Here is a 26,679-nt window from a genome sequence, read left to right as displayed (position 1 = left end):
GTGTTCGCCCATAGTTTCGGCTCATGGAGAAACGTCACACCAAACAGCTCTTGTGCCTCGCCGTGGCGGCCACCGCCGTGGGCGCCGCTGTGCCGGCCTGCACCGCGGCTGCCTCCCGTTCCGTGGATTCCCCAGTCGTGCGCGTGGTGCGTCCGGGCCAGTCGATCCAGGCCGCGGTGGATGCCTCCCGGTCGGGTGACACCATCGACATCCGGCCCGGCACGTATCACGAGAGTGTCCTGATCAAGAAGGCGCACCTGACCCTGCGGGGCGCCACGGCCGGGACCGTGCTCATGCCACCCACGACCGGGGTCAAGGCAGCCAACGCCTGCGCAAAGGCCGGAAACGGCATCTGCGTCCAGGGCACGAAAAAACATCCTGTCGACGGTGTGCGCATCCGCTCGCTGACCGTCTCCGGATTCAAGAAGAACGGAGTCTGGGCCTCCTGGACCGACGGGCTGTCGGTCCGGCAGGTGACGTCCCGGTCCAACGGCATCTGGGGCATCGCCCAGGAGCGGTCCACCCGCTCCGACATCCGGGACAACACCACCCGCTCCAACGCCGACGCCGGCATCTTCGTCGCGAACACCGTGGACGAGGAGGGTGGCGCAACCGACACCCGTGGCACCACGGTCCAGGGCAACACGATGACGGACAACCGGATCGGCCTCACCGTCCGCCGGGTCCGCAACCTCTCGATCCACAACAACACCTTCACCGGCAACTGCAGCGGTGTCTTCGTCGTGGGAGACGAGGGCAAGCCGCAGGCCGGGGCGATGTCCATCCACGACAACCGGGTCACCAAGAACAACAAGTACTGCGCCAAGACCGAGCGACTGCCCGCAATCCAAGGGTCCGGGATCATCCTCACCGGCACCGTGGACACCGATGTGCGCAAGAACACCGTCGAGAACAACGTGGGCGCCACACCGCTCTCCGGCGGGATCGTGCTGTTCAAGAGCTTCGTGGGCGCTCACAACACCGGCAACACCATCAGCGACAACCGGGCGACGGGCAACCGGCCCGCGGACCTGACCAACCAGGAAACCACACAGCGCAACAGCTTCGCCCGCAACGTATGCGCGACATCCGCACCGGCCGGAATGTGCTGACCCATGTCCCCCCGCACGAGGAGAAGCGAGACGGTATGACCACCGTGAGCACCACCCCCACCACCCCCATCACCCCCCTCACCCCGCATCCCGGGATGCGGCTGCGCGAGATCGTCTTCGGCGCAGCCTGCGCAGCCGCCGTGCGTGCGGCGGCCCGGCTGGGCGTCGCCGACGCGCTCGGAGAGACTCCCGCCGGCGCGGAGGAGCTCGCGGCGGAGCTGAGCGTCGAGCCGATGCCGCTGAAGCGTCTGCTGCGCGCCCTGTCCTGCTACGGGATCTTCGCCGAGACCGAGGACGGCAAATTCGTCCACACCGACATGTCCCGGCTGTTGCGCGAGGACGACCCGAACAGCCTGCGGTACATCTCCCTGTGGTGCACCGAGCCCTGGACCTGGGAGGTCTGGCCCCGCCTGGACGACGCGGTGCGCACCGGCTCGAGCGTCTTCCCCGAGGTGTTCGGAAAGGGGTTCTTCGACTACCTGCACCAGGACGCGCACGAGTCGGCCCAGGTCTTCGACCGGGCCATGACCACCTCCAGCATGCAGTCCGCGCTGGAAGTCGCCGAACTCCTCGACCTCGCCGAGGTGTCCGAGATCGCCGACATCGGCGGCGGTCAGGGACACGTGCTCGCCAGCCTGCTGGAGAAGCACCCGTCCGTCCGCGGCACTCTGATGGATCTGCCGGGCGTGGTGGCGCGGGCCGACGCACGGCTTCGGGACGGCGGTCCGCTCGCCGGACGGACCCGCATCGTCGCCGGGGACTGCCGCGAGGAGATCCCCGTCCAGGCCGACCTCTACATCATCAAGAACATCCTGGAATGGGACGACGAAAGCACCCGCAGGACGCTGCGCAATGTGATGACGGCCGCCCGCCCGGGTGCCCGGGTCGTGATCATCGAGAACCTGGTCGACGACACGCCGTCGATGCGGTTCACCACGGCCATGGATCTGCTGCTGCTCCTCAATGTCGGCGGAGCGAAGCACACCAGGGAGAGTCTGATGAGCCGGATGGCGGAGGCCGGCCTGATCATCGGCGACATCAGTCCGGTCAATGCGTATCTGCACGCATTCGAATGCGTCGTCCCCGCTTGACCCGTTCGCTCCTCGGACCGTGGAGGCTTCGGGCCGTGGAATCGCCCCGGGTCCGGCTCTCGAGCCGGACCCGGGGCAATCGCTCATTCCTGCTCAGGCGGTGGAGTCCCGCTCCCACCGGTAGAACTCGTGCGCCATCGCGTCCTTCGGACCACGCCAGGTCTTCGGGTCGTACGGGCTGATGAAGGCGGTCAACTTGTCGCTGAGATCCTTGAACTCCGGGTGCTGGTGCACCTTGGCGATCTCCGGGCCGGGCGGGCGGTCGGACTCGATCAGATGCAGATACACGTCACCGAACTGGAACAGCTTGCGCCGGCTCACGCCGACGAGGTGCGGCAGTTCACTGCCGTCCGAGGCGGCGAACAGTTCGGCGATGTCCGGCGCCGAATCCGGCGCCATACGGGCGACGATCAGAGCATGGTGCATCGAGAGGATGCCTTTCTGGTACCCGCCGGGCGGCGGGGTGGACGGGCGGAGCGTCAGCGGGCGCTGACCGGGGCGGTGCGCCGCTCACGGTCGCGCTGCTCGATCTTGTCCCGGATGAGTTCCATCTGGACGCGGGAGTTGCGGTTGATGTTGTCGGTCATCCACGCGTCGTCGACGGGTGCGTCGGGCCGCATCGCGAAGTCCTGCTGCCAGTGCAGCTTGGTGCCGCCGGGGGCCTCCGAGTACACCCAGCGGATGTTCATGTGCTGGAAGGGGCCGGGCTCGACCCGGCGGGCGACGACCGTACGCGCGGCGCGGTCGATGGTGCGCTCGGAGACCCAGCTCCAGACCTTGTCGTTCTCGTCGGGGTGCATGGTCAGCCTGAACTTCGTCCTCTCGCCGTCCCGCTCGAGGACCTCGACGGACGCGTACTCGCTGAACAGTCGCGGCCAGTTCTCAAGGTCGTTCGTCACGTCCCAGACGAGGTCCAGGGGGGCGGCGATGGTGATCTCGTTCTCGGTGTGTCCGGACACTTCAGGCTCCTGTCACGAGGTTGTTGTTGACCAGGTCGAGGAATTCACGGGGGGTCTTGCAGCGGTCCGCGTCGGCGGGGAGCGCCTGGCCGTGCCGGTTCTCCAGCACACCCACGATGCCGAGGAGGCCGAGCGAGTCCAGGCCGAACTCGTCGAAGCCGGACGCGGGCCGGCTCTCCATCTCGGTCGGGTCGACGGTGACTCCCGCGCCCTTCTTCATCAGCGCGGCCAGCTCCTGGTACGTCAGTGGATTGGTCATGAGGGGGTTCTCCTTCTCACGCGTGGGTGTCGGTGGGGTGCCGCAGCACAATCGCCGCGTTCGAACCCATGAGGCCGCGGCTCAGCACGAGCGCCGTCCGCAGCTCGGCGGGGCGCGCCCGGCCGGTGACCACGTCGAGGTCGTGGCACACGTCGACCACATTGGGGGTGGGCGGTATCAGACCGTCCTCCATGGCCAGCACTGCGGCAGCCACGTCCAGTACCGGCGCTCCGCAGTAGGCCCTGCCGATCCCGCTCTTGGGCGCCGTGACCGGTACGCGCCTGCCGTGCGCGCCGAGCGCGTCGGCGATGGCCAGCGCCTCGGCGCGGTCCGCCGCGGGTACTCCGAGCGCGTCCGCGAAGATCACGTCGATCTCCTCCGGCGCGCAGTCGGCCTCCCGGAGCGCACCGCTGATCGCCCGGGACAGGCCCTCCCTGGACTCCGCCCACCGGGACGCCCCGGTGAACGTCGCCGCGTGGCCCGCCAGTTCGGCCCGGACCTTGGCCCCACGGCGCAGCACCGCTCCCTCTTCCTCGACCACGAGCATGGCGCCGCCCTCGGCCGGCACGAAGCCGCAGGCGTCGGCAGTGAAGGGGAGGTACGCCCGTGCGGGGTCGTCGCAGACACTCAGGTCCTCGTACCCGAGCTGGCAGACGACCGAGTACGGGGCCAGGGGAGCCTCCGCCGCGCCGACGACCACCGCGTCGGCGCCGCGGCGGATGGTCCGGGCGGCGTGCGCCAGCGCGTCCAGGCCGCCCGCCTCGTCGCTGGCGACGACGGCACACGGTCCCTTGAAACCGCCCCGGATGGAGATCTGGCCGGTGCTGGCGGCGTAGAACCAGGCGATGGACTGGTAGGGGCCGACGTACTTGGACCCCTGACCCCACAGCCGTTGCAGTTCGCGCTGGCCGAACTCGCCGCCGCCCGACCCGGCGGCGGTCACCACCCCCACGCCGAACGGGGCCTTCTCGTAGTCGGCCCGGCCGAGCCGGGCGTCGTCGAGCGCGAGATCCGCCGCGGCCATCGCGAAGTGCGTGAACCGGTCGGTCTGTACGAGGTAACGTTCTTCCACCAGCGCCACCGGGTCGAAACCCCGGACTTCACCGGCGACCCGCAGAGGCAGATGTTCGCAGCCTTCGCGGGTGACGCGGTCGAGGACGTTTATCCCTTCCAGCGTCATCTTCCAGAACGATTCCGTGGTCGTGCCGTTGGGGGCGACGACACCAATACCCGTGACGACGGTGCGCCGGGCCTCTCGGACGTTCATCGTGTCCTCCCGCCTGTTCTGGTCAGGGCCACCGCGGACTGGAAACCCCCGAAGCCGCTGCCGACCGACAGCACGCTGCGCAGCTTCATGGGACGTGCGGTACGCGGCACGTAGTCGAGGTCGCATTCGGGGTCAGGGGTCTCGTAGTTCGCCGTCGGCGGCACTGTCTGGTTGACCAACGCAAGGACGCAGGCGGCGATCTCGATGGCACCGATGGCTCCGAGTGAGTGACCGACCATGGACTTGATGGAGCTCATGGGCACGTCATAGGCGTGTGCGCCCAGGGCTCGTTTCACCGCGGCCGTCTCGTGCCGGTCGTTCTGCTTGGTGCCGGAGCCGTGCGCGTTGACGTAGTCGATCTCCGAACCGTCGATACGGGCGTGGCCGAGGGCCTGGTTGATGGCCTCGGCCATCTCCAGTCCCTCGGGGGTCAGCCCGGTCATGTGGTAGGCGTTGCCGAAGGTGGAGTAGCCGGCGATCTCGCAGTACACGGTCGCGCCGCGGGCGCGGGCGTGTTCCAGCTCCTCCAGGACGAGCACGGCTCCGCCCTCGCCCATGACGAAGCCGTCCCGGCTGGCGTCGAACGGCCGGGAGGCGTGCTCCGGGTCGCTGTTGTTCGCCGAGGTCGCCTTGATCGCGTCGAAGCAGGCCACCGTGATGGGGGTGATCGGCGAGTCGGACGCGCCGGCGATGCACACGTCGACGCGGCCCTCCTCGATGGACTGGAAGGCGTACCCGATCGCGTCGAGGCCGGAGGTGCAGCCCGTCGAAACGGTCTGCACCGGGCCGTGCGCGCCGACCTCCTCGGCCACCGCCGAGGCGAGGGAGCTGGGCGAGAAGGCCCGCTCCAGGTGCCGGCCCGCCGGGCGGTGGTCGACGTCCCAGCGGGCGCCGCTGCCGCTGACGGCGACGTAGTCGTGCTCCAGTCGGGTGGTGCCACCGACTGCCGTGCCGAGCGAGACGCCGATCCGCCAGGGATCCACCTTCTCCAGGTCGAGACTCGCGTCGCCGAGGGCTTCCCGGGCGGCGACCAGCGCGAACTGGACGTACCGGTCCGAGCGGGCGATCTCCTCCTCGCCGAGACCGTGCTCCGCCGGGTCGAAGTCGCACTCGGCGGCGATCCGGGAGCGGAACCCGGCCGGGTCGAAGAGGGTGATGCCCCGTGTCGCGGTCCGCCCGTTCGCGAGGAGGTCCCAGAAGGCCGGCGCGCCGATTCCGCCCGGGGCGACGACGCCGACCCCGGTGACCGCCACGCGCCGCGTCATGAAGCGGCCTCGGCTCGTTCTGGCGGCGCGGCCCGGTCCGCCGTCTCCGTGTGCTCGGTGTCGACGTGGCCGAGCTCCGGGCGTGGGGCGAGCGGGCCGAGATGGAAGACCATGCGCGCTTCCACATCGCCCACGTTGCGGAAGCGGTGGCGTACGTACGGAGGGATCAGCAGACCCTGGTCGGGCCGCAGGGCATGCGGTTCACCGTCCAGGTCCACCTCCAGAAGACCGTTCACGACGTACACGAACTCCTCGGAGTACGGGTGGTAGTGCTCTCCGATGCGGTCGCCGGGCTGCACGATGGCCAGCCCCATGAAGCCGCTGGTGGCGCCCACCGCTGTCGGCGTGAGCATGGCGCGCAGATCGCCTCCGCGCCTGCGGTTGGGCTGGGTCTCACTGAGGTCCACGATGCGTGGCCGGTGCGTGGTCATGACTGCCTTCCTCCTGGCGCAGTGCGCGTGATGGTGACGGGTTGAGCGAGAACCCCCCAGGTGCTGACGCGCGGTTCAGGACTCCGCGGCCCGCCGATCGGTGATCAGCTTCATCTCGGCATGGGTGATGAAGCGGGAGATCTCCCGGTCGTTCGTGGGGACGGCGTTGGCGTCCTCGTCGAGGAGGCGTCCGAGTCTGGCCACCTTGCCGGGTCCGTCGACACCGACCGCCTGGGCGGCCTGGGCGTCGAGCGGTCCGACGGCTTCGAGGAGCCGGACGACGATGTCGTCGCGCTGGAAGATGGTGCTGCTGTCGATCGGGCTCGTCGTGTCGTCGGCGGCCTCTTCGTCGTAGCCGGCGAGGAGCCGGGCGAGCGCCATGCCGCAGCCCTCCTTGGCCTGGTAGAAGAGCGCGTGCCGGCGGATCTCGTCGGGGTTGTGCCGGCCCCTCGTCACGTGGTGGACCGTGGGGAGCGCCGCCCGGGTGAAGAACATCCGGGCGGAGTTGGGATCGGTGAGGTCCCGGTCCTGCTCCAGGTATGGGTTGATGGCTTCCTCGACGGCCCTGACCTCGGGCTGCCGGGACACGTGACGCAGTGCCGCGAGGAGGTCGCCCTCGACCTCCACCGCACGAACGACGCGGTTGCCGTGCATGAACAGCGAGGTACGGCGCAGCCGGGTGTGCTCGTCGACCCGGGCCTGCGGTGAGTCGTAGTCGGCGAGGATCTTGGCGACGATCTCCTCGGTGCCCGGCCTGACGGTGAACGTGAGCGCGTGGCGGACCACACCGTCACCCAGCCGCGGCGAGGCCTGCAGGCCGCCCTTGGCCGACTCGGGCAGCGCGTCGAAGGCGCTGCCGGTCTCGCGCAGGATGCTGTAGCGCAGCGAGCGGGTGTCGCGTACGCAGCTGTGCAGGGGCTGGACCGTCTTGACGTGCTCCTCGCTGTTGACCCAGGCGAGGAAGGGCGGCGCGCTCTCCCACTCGCTGGTGATGAGCCATTGGGAGGGGTTCTCGATCGACTGGCACAGCTGGTCGCTGATGTGTCCGGGGACGGATGCCACTTGGTTGCGCATGTCCTCATACGCCTCCAGGAATTGCTTCTGGGCTCCGTCGTGCAGATCGAGCAGCAGAACGATCCGCAGCCTGGAGCCGTCGAAGGCGGACTGCGAGATCCGTTCCGAGAGGGTGGTCATGGTTGCGCTCTCCTTCGAGACGGTGCGGTGGCCGTATCGGTCGGCCGGCCGTCGGTTGTCGAGTGGAATCGGAGCGGGGCTTCCCCCGGCGGATGTGTACGGTCCGCCCCCGGACCGCGGGCATCTCTCCGTGACCGATCGTGAAACGCTGGTCCGGCTGACGCGAGATTTATGAACCGTTCAGGTGAGCAGCGCTCCGGCGGCCGTCCGAACGGCTCCCACAAGGGCATGGACAGTGCATCTGCACAGCGTCCTAGCGGGAGCAACTGATGAACGAGAACGTCGACCACCGCGTACCAGTCCTCATCGTGGGAGGCTCGCTGGTGGGCCTGTCCGCATCGCTCTTCCTCGGCAGACTCGGCATCGAGCATCTGCTGGTCGAGAAGCACGCGGCCACCTCTACACATCCGCGGGGGCGCGGCAACAACGTCCGGACCATGGAGGTGTTCCGCACGGCGGGGGTGGAGCAGCGGATCCGGGAGGCAGCTTCGGTCCTCGCTGACAACCATGGCATCCTCCAGGCGGGCTCGCTGACCGGCGACGACCAGGAGTGGCTGTTCAAGGAGATCGACCCAGGTGGCGGACTCGCCCGGTTCAGCCCGAGCGGCTGGTGCCTGTGCAGCCAGAACGATCTGGAGCCGGTGCTGCTGGCCCAGGCCCGTGAGCAGGGCAGTGACCTGAGGTTCTCCACCGAGCTGCTCAGTTTCGACTCGAACGAGTCAGCGGTGGACGCGGTGCTGAAGAACCGGGAGACCGGCGAGCACACGACCGTACGCGCCGACTACCTCATCGCGGCCGACGGCCCGCGCAGCCCGATCAGGGAGCAGCTGCGGATCGGCCGGTCGGGCCCAGGCGACCTTTTCCACAACGTCAGCATCACCTTCCGGTCCAAGAAACTCGCCGATGTGCTGGGCGACCGGCGGTTCATCGTGTGCTACCTCACCAACCCGGCTGCGGACGGCGCACTGTTGCCCGTGGACAACGAGCAGGACTGGGTGTTCCACGCACCGTGGAAGCCGGAACAGGGCGAGACCCTCGAGGACTTCACCGACGAGCGGTGCGCGGACCACATCCGCCTGGCGACGGGCGCCCCGGACATCGATGTGGAGATCACCGGCAAGGCCCCGTGGCACGCCGCGGAGCGCGTCGCCGACCGGTACGGTTCCGGCCGGGTGTTCCTCGCCGGCGACTCGGCCCACGAGATGTCCCCCACCGGGGCGTTCGGCTCCAACACCGGTATCCAGGACGCGCACAACCTCGCCTGGAAGCTCGCCGCCGTGCTGCGCGGCGAGGCCGGTCCGGGACTGCTGGACACGTACGAGGCGGAGCGGCGGCCGGTGGCCCGGGCGACGAGCGAGCGGGCCTCCGCCCGTTCCGCGGAACACAGCCACCCCGGTTATGCCCCGCCGCCCGGTGCGGGGGGCGGGAAGCAGGGCGGCCTGCTGCCCGTGGCACTGGGTTACCGCTATGTCCGTGGCGCCGTGGTGGGCGTCGACCCCGAGCAGCCCGTGGTGCCGCGCGGACTGCAGCTGACGGGCGACCCCGGCTCCCGGGCCCCCCACCTGTGGGTCCGTCAGTCCGGTGAGCGCAAGTCCACACTGGATCTGTACGAGCGTTCGTTCGTACTGCTCTGTGACGGCGCGGATGAAGCGTGGCGTCGTGCGGCCGTGCGCGTCGCCGACCGGCTGTCGCTGCGGCTCGACGCGTTCGGCATCGGCTCCGGATCCGATCTGGAGCCGGAGAACGGGGCGGACTGGGCCGAGGCCCACGGTACGACCGCCGAGGGCGCGGTACTGGTGCGCCCCGACGGCTTCGTGGCCTGGCGGTCGGCCGGTTCCGTACCCGACCCGGAGGCGACCCTGCACGAGGTCCTGGCCACCCTGCTCAGCCGCGACTGACTCCGGCGGAGCCCGTCGGGTCCGGTCGCCGACGTCTCAGTCCATGCCGAACGACCGCAGCGCCACCAGGAATTCGGCGGGCCGGGCGGTGTGGACGAGATGTCCGGCGTCGATGGTGACGAACCGGCAGTCGGGGATCTGCTGTGCCATCCGGGCGAGTTGATCCTGTGGGATGTGGCTGCCGGGGCCTCCGCCGATGACGAGTGTCGGGGCGGTGATGTCGCCGAGACGCTCACGGCCCGTCGGATCGGGGTCGTTGAGCTGGGCGTCGATCGACGGGACGACCGGCCAGTCGAAGCCGAGCTCCTGGTCCGGGCGTTCGGCAGGCGGACGGGGCGGGTCGAGCGGGATGAGCGTCGGGGCTTCCTCGACGACGAGTCTGCCGATCAGTCCGGGTGCCCGCTCGGCGAGCAGATAGGCGGCGGCGCCACCCATCGAGTGCCCGACGACGGTGGCGCCGGCCAGATTGCGGGCCTCCATGAAGGCGTGCAGATCGTCGCGGAACAGCTCGAACGAATAGCGGCCGGTCCAGTCGCTGAGGCCGTGGCCGCGGAAGTCGAGTGCGTACACGCGATGGTCGACGGCGAGCTGTTCAGCGATCTCCGTCCAGTCCCGGCTGTCGCCGCCCCGCCCGTGGGCGAGGACGACGGGCGGGGCGGACGGATCGCCCCAGACGCGGTACGCGAGCCGTATGCCGCCGGCCTGCACGCTGTGCACCTCGGGGTCGAGGAATGCACGGACGGTGCGGACGAACGCGCCGGGGTCGTCGAGCCACGGGAAGTGCGCGGCACCGCGCTGCACGGCGAACTCGGCGTGCGGAAAGAGCGCGGCCAGTTCGGCGGCGCGGTCGGGGGTCGGTGCTGCGTCGTACTCCCCCGCGAGGACGAGCACCGGGACCGGCAGGTCGTGCAGTGCGGCAACCGTGGCCACCGTGTCGAAGGCGCCGTCCTCGTAGTGAACGGCCATAGCCCCGGCATTGCGCTGTGCCGCTCTCCCGGCGGCATGCGTCTGAGCTGCGGCGTCCCACCTTCCGTAGGCGAACGGCTCGACCGCCGCCCACTGCTCGCTCCCGGCGCGTCCGGCCTGGATCTCCTTCAGTGCCGAGACCCCGGCCTCGTACCAGGGTTCGCCGCTGCGCAACGCGAAGGCGTCGGTCCGGTCCTGGTCGGTCATCTCCACCCCGACGGCCCGGGCTCCCGGAGTGACGAGGGTGAGCGAGCGCAGCCGCTGCGGATACCGGGCGGCGTAGAGCTCGACCAGGTTGCCGGACGCGGAGTGCCCCAGCAGATCGATACGCTCCAGGCCCAGGTGTACGCGCAGCGCCTCGACGTCGTCGACGAGGCGATCGCAGCGGTACGTCGCGGGGGCGTCGGGCACTGCGGAGTCGCCCGTCCCCCGTAGATCGAGCAGCACCAGCTGCCGGTGGGCGGAGAGTCCGCCCAGGTCGCCGAGGTGGACGGCGGCCTGCATCGGCCCACCGGGCACACAGATCAGTGGCTCGCCCTCGCCCTGGAGGTGGTAGGTGAGCTCGGTCCCGTCATATGTGTGAAAGAACGGCATGCAGGCCATCCAAACAGGCACCGCGCCGGGCTGCACCGGTGTTCGGTGTGAGCGTATCCGCACCGCGGTCCGGCTCCGACCCGCACGATTGTGTCGCCCCCCTTGCCAGGTTGCGGATCATCCTGAATTACTGCTCCCGTAACGATCGACCGAATGATCGGTCGTCTGCTCGGGACGAGGGAGATCGGGATGACGGCTCTGCTGGACGCGGCGGAACGGCTCGACCGCAAGGAGCTGGAGGCACTGCAGCTGGAGCGTCTGCGCGCCACACTCCACCATGCGTACGACCACGTCGGTTTCTACCGTGCGGCGTTCGACGCGGCGGGGCTGCGCCCGGACGACTGCCGCAGCCTCGCCGACCTGGCCCGCTTCCCGTTCACGACGAAGGCCGATCTGCGGGACAACTATCCGTTCGGCATGTTCGCGGTGCCGGAGGACCAGGTACGGCGCATCCATGCGTCCAGCGGGACCACGGGCCGCCCCACCGTCGTCGGCTACACCCAGGCGGATCTCGACACCTGGGCGGATGTGGTCGCCCGCTCGATCCGGGCGGCCGGCGGCCGCCCGGGCCAGAAGGTCCATGTGGCGTACGGGTACGGGCTGTTCACCGGTGGACTCGGGGCACACTACGGAGCGGAGCGGCTCGGCTGCACGGTCATCCCGGCGTCCGGCGGCATGACTGCCCGCCAGGTGCAGCTGATCCAGGACTTCCGGCCGGAGATCATCATGATCACGCCGTCGTACATGCTCACGCTTCTCGACGAGTTCGAGCGGCAGGGCGTCGATCCGCGTACGACATCGCTGAAGGTCGGGATATTCGGTGCCGAGCCGTGGACGCAGGAGATGCGCCGGGAGATCGAGGAGCGGTTCGCCATCGACGCCGTGGACATCTACGGCCTGTCGGAGGTGATCGGCCCGGGTGTCGCCCAGGAGTGCGTCGAGACGAAGGACGGACTGCACGTCTGGGAGGACCACTTCTATCCGGAGGTCGTCGACCCGCTCACCGGTGAGGTGCTGCCGGAGGGCGAGGAGGGAGAGCTCGTCTTCACCTCGCTCACCAAGGAGGCCATGCCGGTCATCCGCTACCGGACCCGGGATCTGACCCGGCTGCTGCCCGGCACGGCCAGGGTCTTCCGGCGGATGGAGAAGGTCACCGGCCGCAGCGACGACCTGGTGATCCTTCGCGGGGTGAATCTGTTCCCGACCCAGATCGAGGAGATCGTGCTGCGTACACCCGGAGTGGCACCGCACTTCCAGCTCCGGCTGACCCGCGAGGGCCGGCTCGACGCGCTGACGGTGCGGGCGGAGGCGCGGGCGGAGTCGACGCCGGACCAGCGGGCGGCAGCCGCACTCGCGATCGCGACGGCCGTCAAGGAGGGCATCGGGGTGTCGGTGGGGGTCGAGATCGTCGACCCCGAGACGCTGGAGCGGTCGGTCGGCAAGTTCAAGCGGATCGTGGACGAGCGCGGCGGGCGCTGAGCGCCTGTCGTCTGGCCGCCGGTGAGCGGGCGCGGTGCGCCGCGGCGGATGGGGCGGGCACCGCGGTGTTCCCGGCCGCTGCCCGCGCCGCCGCCGTGCCGGGGTCCTCGGGGTCCGTCATCGACATCGGCTGCGGCGCGATGGTCACCCAGGGAGCGCGAACCGGTCCCTGAGCTCGCGCTTGAGGATCTTTCCGCTGGCGTTGCGCGGCAGCTCGTCCACGAAGAGGACCCTCTTCGGGGCCTTGAAGTGGGCGAGCCGTGCCCGCACGTGGTCGAGCAACTGCTGTTCCGTGGCGTCGGAGCGCAGGACCACGACGGCGGTGACGGCCTCGATCCAGCGCTCGTCGGGCAGCCCGACGACGGCTGTCTCCGCGACGGCGGGGTGGGTGTAGAGGGCGTCCTCGACCTGGCGGGAGGCGACGAGGACACCACCGGAGTTGATGACGTCCTTCACCCGGTCGACGACGGTGAAGAAGCCCTCCGGGTCCCGGACCGCGAGATCACCGGAGTGGAACCAGCCGTCGCGGAACGCCTCGGCGGTCTCCTCCGGCTTGTCCCAGTAGCCCTCGCACAGCTGCGGGGAGCGGTAGACGACCTCGCCCGCCGTCCCGTCCGGGACCTCCTTGCCGTGCTCGTCGACGACTCGCGCCTCGACGAAGAGAACCGGCCGGCCGCAGGAGTCCATCCGGCCCTCGTGCTCGTCGGGCCCGAGGACGGTGGCGAGCGGGCCGATCTCGCTCTGCCCGAAGCAGTTGTAGAAGGCGAGCGCGGGCAACCGCTCACGGAGCCGTTCCAGCACCGGAACCGGCATGATCGACGCCCCGTAGTACGCCTTGCGCAGCCCGCCGAGGTCGCGGGTGGCGAACTCCGGGTGGTTGGCGAGGCCGATCCAGACAGTCGGCGGGGCGAACAGACTGTCCGCCTGCCCGGCCTCGACGAGATCGAAGATCCGGCCCGCTTCGGGCGCGTCGAGGATGGTGTTCTCCGCGCCGACCGCGAGATACGGCAGCAGGAACACATGCATCTGCGCGGAGTGGTAGAGCGGCAGTGAGTGGACGGGCCGGTCGGTGGGGCGCAGATCGAGGGCGGTGATCGCGCTGACGTACTCGTGGACGAGGGCGCCGTGCGTCATCATCGCGCCCTTCGGGAGCGCGGTGGTGCCCGATGTGTAGAGCAGCTGCACCAGGTCGCCGGCGGCCGGTTCGCGCTCGGCGGTGAAGGGGCGCGGGGTGGCGAGTTCATCGAGAAGGGAGTGCGGCGCGTCGCGCAGCGGACGTACGGCGAAACCGGCCGGGATCCGGTCGGCGAGGTCCGGATCGGTGAGGACGAGGGCGCTCCCCGACTGCTGCAGGATGTACGTCAGGTCGTCGCCGGTGAGGTTCTGGTTGACCGGCACATGGACCAGGCCGGCGCGGGCGCAGGCGAGGTACGCGATCAGGTACGCGTCGGAGTTGTGCGCGTAGGAGGCGACCCGGTCGCCGGGGTGCAGGCCGTGTCCGTCGAGGAGGACGGCGGCCGCGGTGCTGACCGCCGTGTCCAGGGCCCGGTAGGTCCAGGACCGCTCGGCGTACCGCACGGCGGTGTGCTCAGGAGTGCGCCGGGCGCTGCGCGTCACGACGCCGTCGACGGTGGAGCTGCGTACACCTGTCATGGCGTGATCCTGTGCGGCCGGGGCCCGGTGGTCAAGGGCGGATCCCGGCCTCGATGTTGACAGGGCTGTGCGGGTGCTGGCTGAGTTGCGCGTGGCGTCTCGGAAGATCCGAGCAACCGCCTTTCGTGCACGCACAGTTGGGAGGACCCTTGCCCCTCCGAAACCGTCTGAGACTTCTCGCGGTATCCGGTCTCGCTCTGTTCACCGTGTCGGCGTCCCTGCCACCGGCCGCGGCCGACCCCTCGCACGGCCGGCACCCGTCGGGCGGCGGACTGTCCGCCGTGATCCGCTACACCGAGTACGGCATCCCGCACATCGTGGCGAAGGACTACGCGGATCTCGGGTTCGGTAACGGCTGGGCGCAGGCCGCCGACCAGGTGTGCACGCTCGCCGACGGCTTTGTGACACTGCGCGGCGAGCGGTCGAGGTACTTCGGTCCGGACGCGGCGCCGGACGGCTCGCTGTCCTCCGCGACGAAGAATCTCTCCAGCGATCTCTACTTCCGCGGGATACGCGACAGCCACACCGTCGAGAAACTGCTGAAGGTGCACGCTCCGGCGGGTCAGAGCCATGAGGTGAAGGAGCTGGAGCGCGGCTGGGCGGCCGGGTACAACGCCTGGCTGGCCCAGAACCGGATCACGGATCCGGCCTGCCGGGACGCCGACTGGGTGCGGCCGGTGACGGTCCTGGATGTCACGACCCGCGCCTTCGCGCTCTCCGTGCTGGGCGGTCAGGGCCGCGGCATCGACGGCATCACAGCGGCGCAGCCGCCGACGGGCGCGGCCGCGGCGCCCGGCATCCCGCCCACGGACGCGGCACAGGCGGCACAGCGGCTGCTGTCCACGCAGAACGCGGACATGGGATCCAACGCGGTCGCGTTCCGCGGCAGTTCGACGGCGAACGGGCGTGGGCTGCTGCTGGGCAATCCGCACTACCCGTGGCAGGGCGGGCGGCGGTTCTGGCAGTCGCAGCAGACCATCCCCGGGGAGCTGAATGTGGCGGGCGGTTCGCTGCTCGGTTCGGCGACCGTGTCGATCGGGCACAACGCGAACATCGCCTGGAGCCACACGGTCGCCACCGGTGTCACCCTCAATCTGCATCAGCTGACCCTGGACCCGGCGGATCCGACCGTGTATCTGGTGGACGGCCGGCCGGAGCGCATGGTGAAACGCACGGTCTCGGTGGCCGTGAAGGGCGGCACAGCTGTGACCCGGACGCAGTGGTGGACCCGGTACGGTCCGGTCGTCACCTCGCTCGGTGCCGGGCTGCCGCTGCCGTGGACGGCGACGACCGCGTACGCGCTCAATGACCCGAACGCCACGAATCTGCGATCCCCGGACACCGGTCTCGGGTTCAGCAGGGCCCGCAGCACCGCGGACATCCAGACCGCGTTGCGCCGTACCCAGGGGCTGCCGTGGGTGAACACGATCGCCGCCGATTCGTCGGGGCATTCGTTCTTCTCCCAGTCGCAGGTGCTGCCGAGGATCACGGACGAGCTCGCGCAGCGGTGCTCCACCCCGCTGGGCCGGGCGACGTACCCGTCGTCGGGGCTCGCGGTGCTGGACGGTTCGAGGAGCGACTGCGCGCTCGGTTCGGACCCGGACGCGGTGCAGCCCGGGATCTTCGGTCCGGCCCGGATGCCGACCGTCAAGGACGCCCCGTACGTCGAGAACTCCAACGACAGCGCCTGGCTGACCAACGCCGACGCTCCGCTGACCGGCTTCGAGCGGGTCTTCGGTACGGTCGCCGCACCCCGGTCGATGCGGACCCGGGGCGCGATCGAGGATGTGTCGGCGATGGCGGCCAAGGGCCGACTCACCGTCGGCGACCTGCAGGACCAGCAGTACGCGAACCGCGCCCCGGCCGGAGATCTGGCCGCGGCCGACCTGGCGCGCGCCTGTGCCGCGCTGCCCGGCGGGCGTGCCGTCGGCAGCGACGGGACAGCGGTCGACGTGTCGGCGGCGTGCGGTGTGCTCGCCCACTGGGACCGGCGGGTCGACACCGGCAGCCGGGGCGCGCTGCTCTTCGACCGGTTCTGGCGCAGGGCCACCGCGGTGCCCCCGGCCGAGCTGTGGAAGGTGCCCTTCTCCGCCGCGGACCCGGTCCGTACCCCGAACACGCTGAACACCTCGGCTCCGGGCGTCACTTCGGCGCTCGCCGACGCGGTCGCCGAGCTGCGCGCGGCCGGGATCGCCCTGGACGCACGGCTTGGCGACCACCAAGGGGTCGTGCGGAACGGGAAGCGCATCCCGGTCGGCGGCGGTACGGAGTCCCTCGGTATCTGGAACAAGACGGAGCCGGTGTGGGACGCGGCCAATGGCGGCTACACGGAGGTGTCGGCCGGCTCCAGCTATGTCCAGGCGGTCGGCTGGGACGGCTCCAAGTGCCCGGTGGCCCGAACCCTGCTGACGTACTCCCAGTCCTCGAACCCGAAGTCTGCGCACTTCAGCGACCAGACCACCCTCTACTCGGGTGAGCGCTGGGTGACCTCCCGGTTCTGCGAGAAGGACATCGCGCGCTCTCCCGCGCTGCGGGTGGTGCGGGTGCACGAGCACCGGTAGTCCGCCGCGGGCCGGTAACCTGCCCGAGATGGCGGGGTACCGGCCCGTCGGTCACAGGGGCCGCTGGTGGCCTTCCCAGTACGGGTCGCGCAGCCGTCGCTTGTACAGCTTGCCGTTCGGGTCGCGTGGCATCGTCTCGATGAAGTCGACGCTCTTGGGCCGTTTGTACCCGGCGAGCAGCTGTGCGCAGTGGGCGAGGATCTCGGTGGCGAAGCCGTCGCCCGGCAGGTGTCCCTCGGCCGGTTCGACGACCGCCTTGACCTCCTCGCCCCAGTCGGCGTGCGGGATGCCGAAGACGGCGGCGTCGGCGACCGCGGGGTGGGCGAGGAGGGCGGCTTCGATCTCGGCGGGGTAGATGTTCACGCCGCCCGAGATGATCATGTCGATCTTGCGGTCGCGGAGGAAGAGATAGCCTTCCTCGTCGAGGATGCCGAGGTCGCCGACGGTGAAGAAGTCGCCGATGCGGTTCTTCTCCGTCTTGGTCCTGTCCTTGTGGTAGCTGAAGCCGCCGGTGCTCATCTTCATGTAGACGGTGCCCAGTTCGCCCGGCGGGAGACGGTTGCCGCCGTCGTCGAAGACGGCGAGTTCGCTGATCGGCCAGGCCTTCCCGACCGTGCCGGGCTTCTTCAGCCAGTCCTCGGCGGTGGCGAACGCCCCGCCACCCTCGCTGGCGGCGTAGTACTCCTCTACGCACCGTCCCCACCAGTCGATCATGGCGCGTTTGACGTGGTCGGGGCAGGGGGCCGCGCCATGGATGGCATGCCGCATCGAGGTGACGTCGTACCGCTCCTTCACCTTGTCGGGCAGGGCCAGGAGGCGGTGGAACTGGGTGGGGACCATGTGCGTGTGCGTGCAGCGGTGTGCGTCGATGACCCGCAGCATCTCCTCGGGCGACCACTTGTCCATCAGCACCAGGGGATGCCCGATGTGCAGGGCGGCGCCCGCGAACTGGAGTACGGCGGTGTGGTAGAGCGGCGAGCAGACCAGGTGGACGTTGTCGTCGAACGGCCTGATGCCGAAGATGCCGAGGAACCCGCCGAGATGGCTCTCCTCCGGGAGCCTGCCGGGCAGCGGGCGGCGGATGCCGCGCGGCCGGCCGGTGGTGCCGGAGGTGTAGTTCATGACCCAGCCGAGTGTGCGGTCGTCGGGCGGGGCGTCGGGCTGCCCGTCGAGCAGTTCGGCGTAGGGACGGAAGCCGTCGACCTCGCCGATGGCGTACCGGTGGCTCGCGGGCAGCTTCGCCTCGTCCGCGGCGGCGGTCGCGGCGTCGGTGAACCGCTCGTGCGCGATCAGCACCTTGGAGCCGGAGTCGGAGACGATCCAGGCGATCTCGGGGCCGACGAGGTGGTGGTTGACGGGTACGAGGTAGAAGCCGGCCTGGGTGGCGGCGAGGTAGGCGGTGAAGAACTCGACGCCGTTGGGGAGGACGACGGCGAACGCGTCACCCTGCCGGAGCCCGGCCGCACGCAGTCCGTGGACCAGGCGGTTGGCAGCGGCGTGCAGCCGGCCCGCGGTCCAGGTCTGCCCGTCGGGCGCGATAAGGACCGTAGGGTCGGGGTCGGCGGTGGCCTGGGCCCAGAAGCCGTTCGGCGGCTGGTTCATGCGACGCTCCGTCCGGCGATGCGGTTGATCCGGTCCACGGCGCGTTCGAAGCCGCTGGTCAGGTCGTCGAAGACGGCCTGCACGCTGCGTTCGGTGTTCATCCTGCCGACGATCTGGCCGACGGGGGTGCCGAGCAGAGCGCCGGTCTCGTACTTCTGGATGCGGGAGACGGCCTCGGCGACCAGCAGTCCCTGGAGCGGCATGGGAAGCGTGCCGGGTCCCGACGGGTCGTCCCAGGCGTCGGTCCATTCGGTACGGAGCTGGCGTGCGGGTTTGCCGGTGAGGGCGCGGGAGCGGACGGTGTCGCCGGAACCGGCGGCAAGAAGTTTGCGGGTCAGCGCGCGGGAGTGGAGGTCGGCCTCCTCGGTGGTCAGCCAGAGCGAGCCGAGCCAGACGCCCTGCGCTCCGAGGGCGAGTCCGGCGGCGATCTGCTCTCCGCTGCCGATGCCTCCGGCGGCGAGGACGGGGAGGGGGCCCACGGCGTCGACGACGTCGGGGACGAGGACCATGGAGGCGATCTCTCCGGTGTGGCCGCCCGCCTCATACCCCTGGGCGACGACGACGTCGATGCCCGCGTCCGCGTGGTGCCGGGCGTGTCTGGCGCTTCCGGCGAGGGCGGCGACGAGAACGTCCCCGTCATGTGCGCGTCGCACGACGTCGGCGGGCGGCGAACCGAGGGCGTTGGCGAGCAGTTTGATGGGGTACTCGAAGGCCACGTCGAGCTGGTTGCGGGCGATCTCCTCCATCCATCCGGTGATCCGCCAGCCGGAGGCCTCGCCCTCGGCGAGTTCGGGGACGCCGTGCTTGGCGAGGGTGTCCTGGACGAACTGGCGGTGTCCGGCCGGGATCATCGCCTCGACATCGGCCTCGGTCACCCCCTCCACCTTTCTGGCGGGCATGACGACATCGAGGCCGTACGGCTTGCCGTCGGTGTGCTCCTGCATCCAGTCGAGGTCGCGCGCGAGGTCGTCGGGGGCGGTGTAGCGGACCGCACCGAGTACGCCGAACCCGCCGGCCCGGGTGATGGCCGCGGCCACCGCCGGGAACGGCGTGAAGCCGAAGATGGCGTGCTCGACTCCCAGTTTCTTGCTCAGCTCCGTCTCCATGGGCGGCAGGATGCCGCAGTCGGACATCCGAAGGAAGAGATTTTCTGATGCAGTGTCAGATTCTTTGTGGCGCCGGGAGCCTCCGGGACGGCAGGGGTGACAGTAATCTCTGCGGCGGCAGGAAGTTTCAGCACGGGACTGGATGACGAAAGTTACTTTCACCCGGTAGGAAGGGGTTCCGGATGACCGAGGACGCAACCGGCAGAGGAATCAGCCGACGCAGGCTGAGCGGCGGGATGCTGGCACTGGGCGGGGCGCTCGCCCTGGCACCGATTCCGTTCGCGGAGACGGCGTCGGCCATGGAAACTGGGGCGGGATCGTCGGGAACGTCGGAGGCGGGGACATCGGGACCGGGCGCGGGTGCCGCGCACGGCCGGCCGACGCTGCGGCGCGGTTCTGCCGCCCGCGCGGGCCTGTTGCAAGGACCGCTGGACCAATTGGTCACCGACGCCGAGAAGTTCCTCGGCGCCTCCCCCAAGCACCCGTGGTTCGCGGGCGCGGTGCTGCTCGCGGGGCGCGGTGGCACGGTGGCACTGCACCGGCCGATCGGCAAGGCGGTGCGGTATGCGGCGTACGACGAGAAGACCGACACCGGGGTGGAGTTCCCGGCGGACCAGCAGATCGCGATGGCCGAGGACACGATCTTCGATCTGGCGTCGGTGTCGAAGCTGTTCACCTCGATCCTGGCCGTGCAGCAGATCGAGCGCGGGGCGCTGGAGCTGGAGGCGAAGGTCGCGTCGTATCTTCCCGACTTCGCGGGGGGCGGCAAGCAGGACATCACGATCCGTCAGCTGCTGACGCACACGTCGGGTTTCCGTGCCTGGATTCCGCTCTACAAGGCGCCGACGCGGGAGGGAAAGCTGGAGCTGCTGTGGAACGAGGTGCCGGCCAACCCGCCCGGCACCGTGTACCTCTACTCCGACCTCAATCTGATCTCGCTGCAGCTGGTCCTGGAGAAGATCACCGGTCGCGCCCAGGATGTCCTGCTCCGCGAGGAGATCACCGCTCCGCTCGGTATGCACCGCACTCGCTACAACCCACCGGCCGCATGGAAGCCGAAGATCGCGGCGACCGAGGACGCCCGGCTCCCCTGGTCCGGCCTGGACCGCGGCCTCGTCTGGGGCGAGGTGCACGACGAGAACGCCTACAGCCTGGACGGGGTGGCGGGCCACGCCGGAGTCTTCTCCTGCGCCTGGGACCTGGCGATCCTCGCCCGAACGCTGCTCAACGGCGGCGTCTACGGGCACGCGAGAATCCTCTCCGACGAGTCCGTGGATCTCTTGTTCACCGACTTCAACACCGCGTTCCCGGGTGACGCGCACGGGCTCGGCTTCGAGCTCTACCAGCACTGGTACATGGGCGCGATGGCCACCCCGCGCACCGCGGGCCACACCGGCTTCACGGGCACCAGCCTGGTCCTCGATCCGACGACCGACTCGTTCCTGATCGTCCTGGGCAACTCGGTCCACCCGGTGCGCACTTGGCGCTCCGGCAGCGCACCACGGGTCGCCACCGCGAACCAGATGGCGCGAGCGGTGGCGGTGCGCCCGGCCCGGGGCCGTACCGCCTGGTTCTCCGGCATGGCGAGCGCCGCCTCCGCCACGCTCGCACTGCCCGTGCTGCGTCCGGTGACGTCGCGTGCCACGCTGAGCTGCGCGCTGTGGTGGGACACCGAGCCGGGCTCCGACTTCCTGTTCCTGGAGGCCTCTTCGGACGCCGGGGCGACCTGGCAGCCGGTGCCGTTCACCACCGTACCGACAGCGGCCGAACACCACGGGACAGAGCCCGAACCGCATCCGGCCGGCTCCGTCTCCGGCTGGTCGGGCCGGGTCTGGCACCGACTGGACGCGGACCTTGCCGCCTGGCGCGACAAGGAGGTGCGGCTGCGGTGGCGGTACACCACGGACCAACTGTACGTCGGACGCGGGGCGTACGTGGACGGCATCCGGGTCGAGGACCACGGCCGTACGGTCTTCGACGACAGCAGGTCCGCCGACGCGGGGCGTATCGAGGCCAACGGGTGGACGGTGTCCGCGGACTGAGGCGGGCAGTCGCGCCCGGCAGGTGACGTCGAGCAGGACCCGGGCTGCCGGCCGTGTCGGCCGGCAGCCCGGCGTCATGACGACGGGACGAGCAGATGGACGGCGAGTGCGGTGATCAGCGTGCTGGAGGCCAGGGCGGTGACGAGCCGCCCACGATGGCTGGTCAGCGCACGGCCGAGCAGCGCTCCCCCACCGGCGAGCACCAGTTGCCAGCCCGCGGATGCCGCGAAGGCCGCGAGGACGAACACCGACTGTTCCCAGCGGTCCGGATCTGCAGCGGCCGTCCGGCTGCCGAGCACCAGCGCCGCGAAATAGATCACGGTGGTGGGGTTCAGCATCGTCATTCCGAGCAGCCCCAGATAGGCCCGCGCGGGGCCGAGGGGTGCTCCGTCGGCCCGGACTGCCGAATGCCGCTTGCGATACCTGCCGATTGCCGTGGCAGCACCCAGAACCGCCAGCGCGACGAGCACCAGCGCCGAGACCCAGCGCAGGGGCAGTGCGACGGGTTCGATGACATGCGTGAGCGACGAACCTCCGACGACCGCGATCAGCGCATAGAGGCCGTCGGCCGTCGCGACACCGAGCGCGGCTGCGGCACCGATCTTCAGCGACGTCCGGGCCGTCAGGGTCACCAGGTAGGCCCCGACCGCTCCGATCGGCATGGCAATGCCGAAGCCGGCCAGGAGCCCCGCGACCAGGGCGGCGATCACGCGTGCAGGGAGACGGGCCTCCGCGGTGGGCCGGGCTGCTGCTGGCCTCGGACCGGGCGGGCGGCGGTGGAGGTCGGCGACAGGAGGACGGTGATCGAGTTCATGAGCAGAGGATGGAGGCGGCCCGGGGCGCGGGCAATGCAATTTCTGTCAGCCACCACGACGGACGGCAGTCTCGGCTGCATCATCGCCTGGTACTCCATCATCCACACCCCGTCGGAGCTGTTGCCGGAAGTGTTCGCCGAGTTCCACCGGCGCTGAGCCCGGGCGGCCATCTGCCGCTCGCCTTCGAGGCCGGTGACCAGATCCGGCACCTTGAACACCCGTACGGCCATCCCATGGCGCTCGACGTCCACTGGCTGGAGCCCGAGCGTGTGGCGGAGCTGCTGCGCCGGCCGCGTTGGTCGTGGACACCACGCTCGTGCGCGAGGCAGGCCGAAACGGGGCCGGCCCGTCAGGCGTACCTCATGGTCCGCAGACCGGCGAACCCGTGGTCGGCGGCCCGTCCCGTCCCCCTGGCTACGGGGCGTCCGGCCTCCGGTCGGCGGGCTGGATCCCGGCCTGCCGTGCGACGTTCTCGCTGTGCTCCAGGTGGACACGCCCCTTCTCGCCGAGCTGTCCGAGAACGCCCGCAAGGACCGTCTCGACCGTGGCCAGCGTCGGCACCATGCTGTCGTACGGCGACGGGGCTGCAACCCGGCTGGGCAGGACGACGTCGGCGAGATTGGTCACCGGCGAGAGCCAGGCATCGGTGAACAGCACGATCTTGCTGCCGCGCTCCCTGGCCAGCTCGGTGATGACGACCTTGTCCGGTTCGTAGCGGCGGTAGTCGAACACCACGAGGACGTCCTGTCTGCCCAGGCCCGCGAGCACAGCGGTCCGTTCCACGTCCCGGCCCGGCAGGATCACGACGTCGCCGCGCAACTGCATGAGATGCAGGCCCAGATATTGCGCCAGCAGGTGGGTGAACCGGCCGCCGACGAGGACGACCCGGCGCTTGGGGTGGCAGAGCAGCGCCACTGCTGCCTCCACATCGTGCGGAGGCAGTTCACGCAGGGTGCGGGCGACCTCGGCGCTGAACACATCCTGGCCGCCTTCGGCGCCCCCCGTGTCCGGCCCGGAGTCGTCCTGCGCCCGAGGCGGAGTGCTGCCGTATCCGCGCGTGCTGTACAGCGCCAGCGGAGAGGCGCTGCGTTCGTCGAGCTCCTCGCGCAGGGCCGCCTGGAAGTCGGGGAATCCCTTGTAGCCGAGCCTGTTGACGAAGCGGATCACCGTGGGCGCGCTCACGCCGGCCCGTTCGGCGAGCGTGGCCACGGTCTCGAAGCCTGCCGACGGATAGCCCGCGAGGATCACCCGGGCCACCTTGCGTTCGGCGGGACTGAGATCACCGATGCGGTGCCGGATCTCTTCGGCGAGTGAGGACATGGGCCGGGCCACCTTTCCAAAGGGGTTCAGATTACGCGGGGCCCGGCCCCGGACTCCCTCCGCATCGACGACGGGTCGCGCCGGGGAGCCCGGTCAGCTGCCGCCCGCATCCCCGAGCGTCACGATCAGGGCGGCCAGCAGGGCCACGCGGGACGGAACGGTCGTGACGTCGAGCCACTCGTCCGGTCCGTGGTCCCCACCACCGACCGGGCCGAGGCCGTCGAGGGTGGGGACGCCGGCGCCGGCGATGGTGTTGGCGTCGCCGACTCCACCGGTGGCTGTGGCGCCCAGAGCGATGGAGAGTTCCCTCCCGGCCTCCACGGCGTGGGCGAACATGGTGCGTGCTGCCGGGGTGTCCTCCATCGCCGGACAGGCTTCGGTCTGCCGGACGGTGGCGTTGGTGCCGGGCACGCGGAGTCGGGCGGCTGCTTTTTCGATGGCCTCTCGGGCGTGCCGGATCCCGTCGTCGGTCGACGACCGCACCTCTACGTGCAGCTGCGCTTCGGGACAGACGATGTTGATGCGGCTGCCCGCCCTGACCATGCCCACATTGACGGTGACGTCGCCCCAGCGCCCGTTCATCTTCTGACAGTCGATGAGCAGATGCGCGGCCGCCAGCGCGGCGTTCGCCCCACGCTCCGGTTCGATTCCGGCGTGCGCGGCCCGCCCCGTCACAGTGATCACGAAGTCGGCCACGCCCTTGCGGGCGATGACGAGGTCGCCGTTCTCGCGGGCGCACTCCAGACCGAGCGCGTAGTGGATTCCGCCCGTGAGCGCCGCGGTGACCGGGCGGCTGGCGGGTGAGCCGATCTCCTCGTCGGGGGTGGCGAGGAAGACGATCTCCGCGAAGTCCAGCATCCGCCGGTGCAGCAGGAGTTCCACGGCGGTGAGCCCGGCGAGGAGTCCTCCCTTGTCGTCGCTGACTCCGGGTCCGTGGGCGAGCGGGCCGCTCAGACGGAAGGGCCGCTCGGCCGCGGTCCCGTCGTCGAACACGGTGTCCATGTGCCCGGCGAGCAGGATGCGTCGCCCGCCGCGCTCCACGGGCAGTCGGCCACGTAGCCGCCCCACCACCAGGTCTCCGAACCGGGAGTCGCGGCCTTCGGCGGTGACGACTGCCCGGTCGGTCTCGAAGCCCAGGGAGGTCAGTCGCCGTACGATCCATGCCGCGACCCGGTTGACCCCTTCGGGGCTGTACGAGCCGGAGTCGATGGAGACGAGGTACCGCAGGTCCGACAGGTAGCGGTCGTGCAGGGCGACGGCGTCCGGGCGGAGCAGGGCCGCGGTGCGTGCCGCCGTGCCCCGGGCCCGGGCGGGGGCGCTCACAGGACCTTCGACAGAAAAGCGCGGGTGCGTTCCTGCTGCGGGTCGCCGAGTACCTGCCGCGGGGTGCCCGATTCGACCACGACGCCGCCGTCCATGAAGACGGCCGTGTCCGCGACTTCGCGGGCGAACCCGATTTCGTGGGTGACAACCACCATCGTCATTCCTTCCGAGGCCAGTTGGCGCATGACGTCCAGAACCTCTCCGACCAGTTCGGGGTCGAGTGCGGACGTCGGTTCGTCGAAGAGCATCAGTTTGGGCTTCATCGCCAGGGCCCGTGCGATGGCGACACGCTGCTGCTGGCCGCCGGACAGCTGGGCGGGGTACCGGTCGGCACGGTCGGCGAGACCGACGCGGTCCAGCAGGAGCCGGGCGTCCGCGCGGGCCTCGTCCCTGGCGACGCCCGTGACCTTCATGGGCGCCTCCATGACGTTCTGTTCCGCCGTCATGTGCGGGAAGAGATTGAACCGCTGGAACACCATCCCGATGTCGCGGCGGCTGCGGGCGATCTCGCGCTCCTTCAGCTCGTACAGCCGGTTTCCCTGCTGCCGGTAGCCCACCGGCGCACCGTCGACGGACAGCCTGCCCCCGTCGAGCTTCTCCAGGTGGTTGATGCAGCGCAGGAACGTGGACTTCCCGGAGCCGGAGGGGCCCAGCAGGCAGCAGACCTGGCCACGTTCCACGGTCAGGTCGATACCCTGGAGCACGGCGACCTTCCCGAAGTGCTTGCGCACACCCTCGGCGTGCACCATCGGCGTCTTCACCGTCGTCATCCCTTCGGGCCGGTCGGGGCGGGGGTGGTACGGGACAGGCTCAGCCGGGCACCGGCGACGAGGCGCTGCAGCGGACCGGCTGCGGCGGTGGGGGCCAGGCCGCGCCCGTACCGGCGCTCCAGCCAGGACTGCGGAAGGCTCAGGGCCGTGACAAGGATCAGGTACCAGATGGAGGCGACCACGAGCATGGGGATGACCTGGTAGTTCTGCGCGTACACGTCCTGGATGTTGGACATCAGGTCGTGGGCGGAGATCACGGAGACCAGTGCGGTCATCTTGAGCATGTTGATGGTCTCGTTGCCCAGCGGCGGGATGATCACCCGCATGGCCTGGGGCAGCACGATGCGCCGGGTGGTGAGGGAAGGACGCATGCCGAGCGAGTGCGCGGCCTCCGCCTGGCCCGGGTCGACGGACTGGATACCCGCGCGCACGATCTCGCTCGCGTACGCCGCCTCGTTCAGCCCCAGCGCCAGGAGCGCGGCAACCGTGGGCGTGAGCAGTGCATTGGTGTCGGCCTGGAGGAAGGTGACGTGGGTGAACGGGAGGCCGATCAGGACGTGTTGGTAGAGCGCTCCCGCATACCCCCAGAAGATGATCTGGACCAGCAGGGGCGTCGACCGGAACACCCAGACGAAAGCGGTGCCGAGGGCGCGCAGGACGGGGTTGGACGACAGCCGCATCACTGCCACGAGGACACCGAGACCGAGCCCGATCGCCATGGCGGCCGCGGTGAGCCACAGCGTCGTGGCCAGTCCGCTGAACACGAGGTCGGCGAAGACGTAGCGTCCGACGATGTCCCAGTGCAGGTTCTTGTTGCCGGCCAGGGAACCGATGAGCCCGACAAGGGCGGTGGCGGCCGCCGCCGCGGCGAGCCAGCGGCCCCAGTGACGGACCGGCACGGCGGTGAGGGTGTCCGGTGCGGGCGCGGCCGGTACGGGAGGGCTCTGCATCGCCCCGGCGGGGGTCATGGCT

Annotated in this window: 23 protein-coding genes; 6 read left to right on the top strand and 17 right to left on the bottom strand. The window is 70.1% G+C overall.

Translation table 11 applies throughout. The features are described 5' to 3' along the window. Window positions 1-23: 23 nt before the first annotated feature. Together OHB49_RS39995 and OHB49_RS39990 are read left to right on the top strand one after the other, a co-directional pair. Entirely contained in the window at window positions 24-1,112 is a 1,089-nt protein-coding gene (locus tag OHB49_RS39995; protein WP_329165842.1) for a right-handed parallel beta-helix repeat-containing protein, read from the top strand. 35 nt (window positions 1,113-1,147) lie between these two features. Beyond that, entirely contained in the window at window positions 1,148-2,203 is a 1,056-nt protein-coding gene (locus tag OHB49_RS39990) for a methyltransferase (protein ID WP_030975373.1), read from the top strand. Window positions 2,204-2,296: 93 nt separating this feature from the next. Here OHB49_RS39990 and OHB49_RS39985 read toward each other — a convergent pair whose 3' ends face one another. The 7 genes from OHB49_RS39985 to OHB49_RS39955 all read right to left on the bottom strand — a co-directional run bounded on the left by OHB49_RS39985 (window position 2,297) and on the right by OHB49_RS39955 (window position 7,578). Continuing rightward, entirely contained in the window at window positions 2,297-2,629 is a 333-nt protein-coding gene (locus OHB49_RS39985) for a TcmI family type II polyketide cyclase (RefSeq protein ID WP_030975372.1), read from the bottom strand. Window positions 2,630-2,682: 53 nt separating this feature from the next. Further along, a complete protein-coding gene (locus OHB49_RS39980; RefSeq protein ID WP_329165841.1) occupies window positions 2,683-3,162 on the bottom strand; it encodes an SRPBCC family protein in 480 nt (159 codons plus the stop codon). A gap of 1 nt (window position 3,163) precedes the next feature. Then, window positions 3,164-3,421, bottom strand: a complete 258-nt coding sequence (locus OHB49_RS39975; protein WP_030975370.1) for an acyl carrier protein — start codon at window positions 3,419-3,421, stop codon at window positions 3,164-3,166. Window positions 3,422-3,437: 16 nt separating this feature from the next. Then, on the bottom strand, window positions 3,438-4,688 hold the full coding sequence (locus tag OHB49_RS39970) for a ketosynthase chain-length factor (RefSeq protein WP_030975369.1): 1,251 nt from the start codon (window positions 4,686-4,688) through the stop codon (window positions 3,438-3,440). Beyond that, the gene (locus OHB49_RS39965; RefSeq protein ID WP_329165839.1) at window positions 4,685-5,953 is read right to left on the bottom strand and encodes a beta-ketoacyl-[acyl-carrier-protein] synthase family protein; all 1,269 of its coding nucleotides are present in this window, start codon (window positions 5,951-5,953) and stop codon (window positions 4,685-4,687) included. Before OHB49_RS39965 ends, OHB49_RS39970 begins: the two co-directional genes overlap by 4 nt. Continuing rightward, a complete protein-coding gene (locus OHB49_RS39960) occupies window positions 5,950-6,384 on the bottom strand; it encodes a cupin domain-containing protein (RefSeq protein WP_313935416.1) in 435 nt (144 codons plus the stop codon). The genes OHB49_RS39965 and OHB49_RS39960 overlap by 4 nt, the downstream gene beginning before the upstream one ends. Window positions 6,385-6,459: 75 nt before the next feature. After that, window positions 6,460-7,578 (bottom strand): SchA/CurD-like domain-containing protein, encoded by a 1,119-nt coding sequence (locus OHB49_RS39955; protein ID WP_030975365.1) that lies wholly within the window; start codon window positions 7,576-7,578, stop codon window positions 6,460-6,462. Window positions 7,579-7,847: 269 nt separating this feature from the next. Between OHB49_RS39955 and OHB49_RS39950 the strand changes: the two genes are divergently transcribed. Beyond that, the gene (locus OHB49_RS39950) at window positions 7,848-9,476 is read left to right on the top strand and encodes an FAD-dependent oxidoreductase (protein WP_329165835.1); all 1,629 of its coding nucleotides are present in this window, start codon (window positions 7,848-7,850) and stop codon (window positions 9,474-9,476) included. Between the two features lie 36 nt (window positions 9,477-9,512). Here the strand turns inward: OHB49_RS39950 and OHB49_RS39945 are convergent, their stop codons facing one another. Further along, complete coding sequence (locus tag OHB49_RS39945; protein WP_329165834.1) at window positions 9,513-11,036, bottom strand: alpha/beta fold hydrolase; 1,524 nt, start codon at window positions 11,034-11,036, stop codon at window positions 9,513-9,515. A gap of 189 nt (window positions 11,037-11,225) precedes the next feature. Between OHB49_RS39945 and paaK the strand changes: the two genes are divergently transcribed. Beyond that, window positions 11,226-12,515 carry a phenylacetate--CoA ligase PaaK gene (gene paaK / locus OHB49_RS39940; RefSeq protein ID WP_329165833.1) on the top strand — a complete coding sequence of 430 codons (1,290 nt, stop codon included), beginning with the start codon at window positions 11,226-11,228 and terminating at the stop codon, window positions 12,513-12,515. 144 nt (window positions 12,516-12,659) lie between these two features. Here the strand turns inward: paaK and OHB49_RS39935 are convergent, their stop codons facing one another. Beyond that, complete coding sequence (locus OHB49_RS39935; protein WP_329165832.1) at window positions 12,660-14,168, bottom strand: acyl-CoA synthetase; 1,509 nt, start codon at window positions 14,166-14,168, stop codon at window positions 12,660-12,662. A gap of 149 nt (window positions 14,169-14,317) precedes the next feature. Between OHB49_RS39935 and OHB49_RS39930 the strand changes: the two genes are divergently transcribed. Next, entirely contained in the window at window positions 14,318-16,729 is a 2,412-nt protein-coding gene (locus tag OHB49_RS39930) for a penicillin acylase family protein (protein WP_329165831.1), read from the top strand. A gap of 51 nt (window positions 16,730-16,780) precedes the next feature. Here OHB49_RS39930 and OHB49_RS39925 read toward each other — a convergent pair whose 3' ends face one another. Both OHB49_RS39925 and OHB49_RS39920 read right to left on the bottom strand, forming a co-directional pair. After that, window positions 16,781-18,331 carry an acyl-CoA synthetase gene (locus OHB49_RS39925; RefSeq protein ID WP_329165830.1) on the bottom strand — a complete coding sequence of 517 codons (1,551 nt, stop codon included), beginning with the start codon at window positions 18,329-18,331 and terminating at the stop codon, window positions 16,781-16,783. Beyond that, the gene (locus OHB49_RS39920; RefSeq protein ID WP_329165829.1) at window positions 18,328-19,437 is read right to left on the bottom strand and encodes an NAD(P)H-dependent flavin oxidoreductase; all 1,110 of its coding nucleotides are present in this window, start codon (window positions 19,435-19,437) and stop codon (window positions 18,328-18,330) included. Before OHB49_RS39920 ends, OHB49_RS39925 begins: the two co-directional genes overlap by 4 nt. Window positions 19,438-19,619: 182 nt before the next feature. Between OHB49_RS39920 and OHB49_RS39915 the strand changes: the two genes are divergently transcribed. Next, entirely contained in the window at window positions 19,620-21,479 is a 1,860-nt protein-coding gene (locus OHB49_RS39915; protein ID WP_329165828.1) for a serine hydrolase, read from the top strand. Window positions 21,480-21,553: 74 nt separating this feature from the next. On the opposite strand, the gene OHB49_RS39910 is transcribed toward OHB49_RS39915, so the two are convergent. From OHB49_RS39910 to OHB49_RS39885, 6 genes are all read right to left on the bottom strand, one after another. After that, a complete protein-coding gene (locus OHB49_RS39910) occupies window positions 21,554-22,189 on the bottom strand; it encodes a LysE family transporter (protein ID WP_329165827.1) in 636 nt (211 codons plus the stop codon). After that, complete coding sequence (locus tag OHB49_RS39905; RefSeq protein WP_329165825.1) at window positions 22,186-22,545, bottom strand: hypothetical protein; 360 nt, start codon at window positions 22,543-22,545, stop codon at window positions 22,186-22,188. The genes OHB49_RS39910 and OHB49_RS39905 overlap by 4 nt, the downstream gene beginning before the upstream one ends. A gap of 163 nt (window positions 22,546-22,708) precedes the next feature. Beyond that, the gene (locus OHB49_RS39900) at window positions 22,709-23,614 is read right to left on the bottom strand and encodes a MurR/RpiR family transcriptional regulator (RefSeq protein WP_329165824.1); all 906 of its coding nucleotides are present in this window, start codon (window positions 23,612-23,614) and stop codon (window positions 22,709-22,711) included. Window positions 23,615-23,707: 93 nt separating this feature from the next. Beyond that, window positions 23,708-24,937: a M20/M25/M40 family metallo-hydrolase gene (locus tag OHB49_RS39895; protein WP_329165822.1), complete on the bottom strand. Its 1,230-nt coding sequence runs from the start codon at window positions 24,935-24,937 to the stop codon at window positions 23,708-23,710. Further along, complete coding sequence (locus OHB49_RS39890) at window positions 24,934-25,707, bottom strand: amino acid ABC transporter ATP-binding protein (protein ID WP_329165820.1); 774 nt, start codon at window positions 25,705-25,707, stop codon at window positions 24,934-24,936. Before OHB49_RS39890 ends, OHB49_RS39895 begins: the two co-directional genes overlap by 4 nt. Next, entirely contained in the window at window positions 25,704-26,675 is a 972-nt protein-coding gene (locus tag OHB49_RS39885) for an amino acid ABC transporter permease (protein ID WP_443079691.1), read from the bottom strand. Before OHB49_RS39885 ends, OHB49_RS39890 begins: the two co-directional genes overlap by 4 nt. Between the last annotated feature and the right edge of the window lie 4 nt (window positions 26,676-26,679).

Source organism: Streptomyces sp. NBC_01717 (assembly GCF_036248255.1).
In the GTDB taxonomy this organism is placed as follows: Bacteria; Actinomycetota; Actinomycetes; order Streptomycetales; family Streptomycetaceae; genus Streptomyces.
The sequence above is the reverse complement of the archived record's forward strand: the minus strand, read 5'-3'. Positions and strand labels throughout refer to the sequence as shown.

Coding starts and splice junctions, on each gene's coding strand:
- OHB49_RS39995 (WP_329165842.1), top strand. CDS start 24: ATGGAGAAACGTCACACCAAACAGCTCTTGTGCCTCGCCGTGGCGGCC.
- OHB49_RS39990 (WP_030975373.1), top strand. CDS start 1,148: ATGACCACCGTGAGCACCACCCCCACCACCCCCATCACCCCCCTCACC.
- OHB49_RS39985 (WP_030975372.1), bottom strand. CDS start 2,629: ATGCACCATGCTCTGATCGTCGCCCGTATGGCGCCGGATTCGGCGCCG.
- OHB49_RS39975 (WP_030975370.1), bottom strand. CDS start 3,421: ATGACCAATCCACTGACGTACCAGGAGCTGGCCGCGCTGATGAAGAAG.
- OHB49_RS39970 (WP_030975369.1), bottom strand. CDS start 4,688: ATGAACGTCCGAGAGGCCCGGCGCACCGTCGTCACGGGTATTGGTGTC.
- OHB49_RS39965 (WP_329165839.1), bottom strand. CDS start 5,953: ATGACGCGGCGCGTGGCGGTCACCGGGGTCGGCGTCGTCGCCCCGGGC.
- OHB49_RS39960 (WP_313935416.1), bottom strand. CDS start 6,384: ATGACCACGCACCGGCCACGCATCGTGGACCTCAGTGAGACCCAGCCC.
- OHB49_RS39955 (WP_030975365.1), bottom strand. CDS start 7,578: ATGACCACCCTCTCGGAACGGATCTCGCAGTCCGCCTTCGACGGCTCC.
- OHB49_RS39950 (WP_329165835.1), top strand. CDS start 7,848: ATGAACGAGAACGTCGACCACCGCGTACCAGTCCTCATCGTGGGAGGC.
- OHB49_RS39945 (WP_329165834.1), bottom strand. CDS start 11,036: ATGCCGTTCTTTCACACATATGACGGGACCGAGCTCACCTACCACCTC.
- paaK (WP_329165833.1), top strand. CDS start 11,226: ATGACGGCTCTGCTGGACGCGGCGGAACGGCTCGACCGCAAGGAGCTG.
- OHB49_RS39935 (WP_329165832.1), bottom strand. CDS start 14,168: ATGACAGGTGTACGCAGCTCCACCGTCGACGGCGTCGTGACGCGCAGC.
- OHB49_RS39925 (WP_329165830.1), bottom strand. CDS start 18,331: ATGAACCAGCCGCCGAACGGCTTCTGGGCCCAGGCCACCGCCGACCCC.
- OHB49_RS39920 (WP_329165829.1), bottom strand. CDS start 19,437: ATGGAGACGGAGCTGAGCAAGAAACTGGGAGTCGAGCACGCCATCTTC.
- OHB49_RS39915 (WP_329165828.1), top strand. CDS start 19,620: ATGACCGAGGACGCAACCGGCAGAGGAATCAGCCGACGCAGGCTGAGC.
- OHB49_RS39900 (WP_329165824.1), bottom strand. CDS start 23,614: ATGTCCTCACTCGCCGAAGAGATCCGGCACCGCATCGGTGATCTCAGT.
- OHB49_RS39890 (WP_329165820.1), bottom strand. CDS start 25,707: ATGACGACGGTGAAGACGCCGATGGTGCACGCCGAGGGTGTGCGCAAG.
- OHB49_RS39885 (WP_443079691.1), bottom strand. CDS start 26,675: ATGACCCCCGCCGGGGCGATGCAGAGCCCTCCCGTACCGGCCGCGCCC.